General features: G+C 44.3%; 4 protein-coding genes. 1 reads left to right on the top strand and 3 read right to left on the bottom strand.

Going from position 1 to position 3043, the window contains the following annotated elements; translation table 11 throughout:
• Both QTO00_RS17340 and QTO00_RS17335 read right to left on the bottom strand, forming a co-directional pair.
• A partial coding sequence (locus QTO00_RS17340; RefSeq protein ID WP_331425891.1) for a fasciclin domain-containing protein occupies nt 1-489 on the bottom strand: 489 nt, incomplete at its 3' end.
• A 191-nt stretch (nt 490-680) separates the two neighbouring features.
• Nucleotides 681-1577: an AraC family transcriptional regulator gene (locus QTO00_RS17335; protein ID WP_331425890.1), complete on the bottom strand. Its 897-nt coding sequence runs from the start codon at nt 1575-1577 to the stop codon at nt 681-683.
• Between the two features lie 114 nt (nt 1578-1691).
• Between QTO00_RS17335 and QTO00_RS17330 the strand changes: the two genes are divergently transcribed.
• The gene (locus QTO00_RS17330; RefSeq protein WP_331425889.1) at nt 1692-1925 is read left to right on the top strand and encodes a hypothetical protein; all 234 of its coding nucleotides are present in this window, start codon (nt 1692-1694) and stop codon (nt 1923-1925) included.
• 35 nt (nt 1926-1960) lie between these two features.
• Here QTO00_RS17330 and QTO00_RS17325 read toward each other — a convergent pair.
• The coding region (locus QTO00_RS17325; RefSeq protein ID WP_331425888.1) for a putative bifunctional diguanylate cyclase/phosphodiesterase at nt 1961-3043 on the bottom strand (1083 nt) is incomplete at its 5' end.

The raw sequence follows: 3043 nt of genomic DNA, 5'->3' as shown, positions 1-3043 counted from the left end.
GATGACTTGGTCGATCACATGAATGACGCCATTGCTTGCCTTAACATCAGTTGCGACTACATTTGCACCATCTACCATCACGGCACCATTAGCCACTTTAATCATCACATCTTGGCCTTGAACTGTCGTCGCTTTACTTAGTTTCACGACGTCGGCAGCCATGACTTTACCAGGAACGACATGGTAGGTCAGGATAGCAACAAGCTTGTCCTTGTTCTCTGGTTTCAACAGCATATCAACTGTCCCTGCGGGCAGTTTAGCGAAAGCCTCGTCGGTAGGAGCAAACACAGTGAAGGGACCTTTGCCCTTTAAAACATCAACCAGGTCCGCTGCCTGCACTGCTGCAACAAGGGTTTTAAGTGAGCCGTTTTCTACCGCAACATCAACAATGTCGGCTTTCTTCATTCCATGGTCATGCGCTTGAGCGGGAAGCACAAAAGTGAAAAGAGCGATTAACGCGGCAGAGATAATCAATGAATATTTGAACATAATTTCTTCCTTCCTATTGGGAGTAGTATCCTCACTGAGCAATATTTGTGCTCCGGTTTTTTGATACGCTCTCGATATGAAATCGATCATTAGGTTCACCCCACTAAGCGAATCTGTCTAATCTCAATGGCTTACTACCTAGCTGTTCAATACGCGATAACTAGGATTCCAAATTGGGGTTTGAGAAAACGCTAAACCCCTTCTCTGTAGTGCTTTGGCGCCAAACTGAAGGTTCGACTGAACTGATTAGAAAACTCGTATTGAGAACTGTATCCAAGCTCAACGGCAATTTCAGAAATACGTTTGTTGGTCGATCTTAGCAATCGACATGCTTCATCCATCCGCTTTCTGATTAAATAGTCTCTGGGTGAAACGCCTAATTGTTTCTTGAACTCTTTTCTAAATTTCTCATAACCCCACCCTTTATCACTGCAATAGAGTTTGAGATCAAAGCGGGTCATATAAAGTGTTTCAAAATCATCTAGGCTCTGAGTCACCATATCGCCACGAACCGCATCGCTGGTATGAGGCGTAAGCAAAGCTCTTACAACGGATAGATATGCCAAATACGCATCAATAACTTCGTCTTCACTAACGTTCTGCATTCGCTCCATTAGCTTTTCGATATCCGTTTGAATACTTTGGCTTGGCTCGTATTTATAGACAGGAACGTTAGGGTCAATCAAGGATAGGGTGCACAGATGCTCATAGAGCGCTTCGTTACAATCGAGGTAATACTCTTGCCAATCACTATCAGGATTAACAACTGTCGTATGCTTAACTCTTGGACGACGTTGAAAGGCGCATCCAGGCGAAAGTGCGTGACGTTTGCCATGTTCATCGATGTAACTACCTTCACCTTTAATCACATACACGAGCGAGTAAAAAGGAAACTTAGCATCAATATGTTCGGTTTCAACGCCAGGTTTATGTATGTAACCGCAACCGATCCAGTTTTTGGACCCTCCTAGTGAACGGGAATAGTTGATTGGCTTGCTGATATCGTCGCTCTCACTTGCCCTCAACTCACTCGCGAACAGACACATCTTCTCTTGAAATTTGTGACGGTTTTTTTCAACCATTTTCATCCCCTCCCCTTCGGCTCACGCATTCCAATAAGCATATTCAATTTACCAAAGCTGATATTTTGATTTGAGAGCCTGTAGGTACAATACGTATATCACTTACGGGAGGGCTTAGTTATGAATCATCTATCAAATCGTGAAGCAATCGAACTTTCGAAACACGATACCAATAAGCATATCTTTCTAACCAATAAACCTATTGTTGCAGCCCAACTTATCAGCTCATTGGCTGGGGAGCTGTTGTTTACGAGCGCTAAGATTGTGCGAACTGTTTGTCGTTCTCTGATGGATAGAGGGTTAGAGCTGTATCTATTGACCTTGCCATTGGTCATCGCCTTGGCGGTTTGGTAGCCGCCCCTATAAAGCAAGAGCTATGATTAATTGTTCTAGGAGCCGTGTACAACCGAAGCACGGCTCAACAAGGTCTCTACCGTCGAGGCATTTAGAGGTTTGTAAAAATAGTAACCTTGAAACACCTCACAACCGGCCGTTCGCAAGAAATCAACCTGCTCTTGGGTTTCAACGCCCTCAGCGACGGTAGAGAGATCGAGGTTTTCAGCTAAATTAATGATCGTTGAACAGATTTTCCCATCTTCTTGCACGCTGCTACATTCATCAACGAAAGAGCGATCGATTTTCAATACATCTATAGGGAGACGCTTCAGATAATTCAATGACGAATATCCGGTTCCAAAATCATCAATGGATATCTTTATGCCAAGGTCTTTAAGCTCTGACATTACCTCAATACAACGCTCAAGATCTGAAACGAGCACACCTTCTGTGATTTCAATTTCTAGCCACTTACCCTCAATGGCATGGTGTTGAAGTTGAGCCCTCAAAAACGGCATAAACCCTTTTGAAACCAAGTGGCTGCCCGAGATATTGACCGATATTGGTACTAACGCAAAACCGCGTTCTCTCCACTCCGTCAGTTGAGAAAGGCTCAACTTAACGACTCGCTCACCCAGCTCAATAATCAAATTAGACTCTTCTGCAAGCGGAATGAATACCGTAGGTGGGATAACCCCGTCGGTACTATGATTCCAGCGGCTTAGTGCCTCTAAACCGACGATTTCCCCCTTAGATGTGACTTTAGGCTGATAGAGTAAATGGAAACGTTCACTGGCTAAATCTTGTTTAAGGTCCTGCTCATAATGGAAGTTTTTGGTGATATCTAGAGCCATGTCATCAGTAAATATTTGATAATTATCGCGCCCTTTGAGCTTGGCCTGATACATGGCAATGTCTGCGTTTCTGATCAGCTTATCTGCGTCAGCGCCTGTCGAAGCAATAGCGACACCAATACTAGTTGGGATAGGTATCGTTTGTCCTTCTAGCTCTAGCGGCTCTCTCATCACGCCTAGTATCTCTTCCGCTTTATTACTTGCCGTCAACACCGACATTTTACCTCTGAGCAGCACGATAAACTCATCCCCGCCCCAACGAGAAATAATGTCACTCTCGCG

Source organism: Vibrio sp. M260118, assembly GCF_036533755.1.
Taxonomy (GTDB): domain Bacteria; phylum Pseudomonadota; class Gammaproteobacteria; order Enterobacterales; family Vibrionaceae; genus Vibrio.
This window is presented reverse-complemented; position numbering and strand designations above follow the sequence as displayed.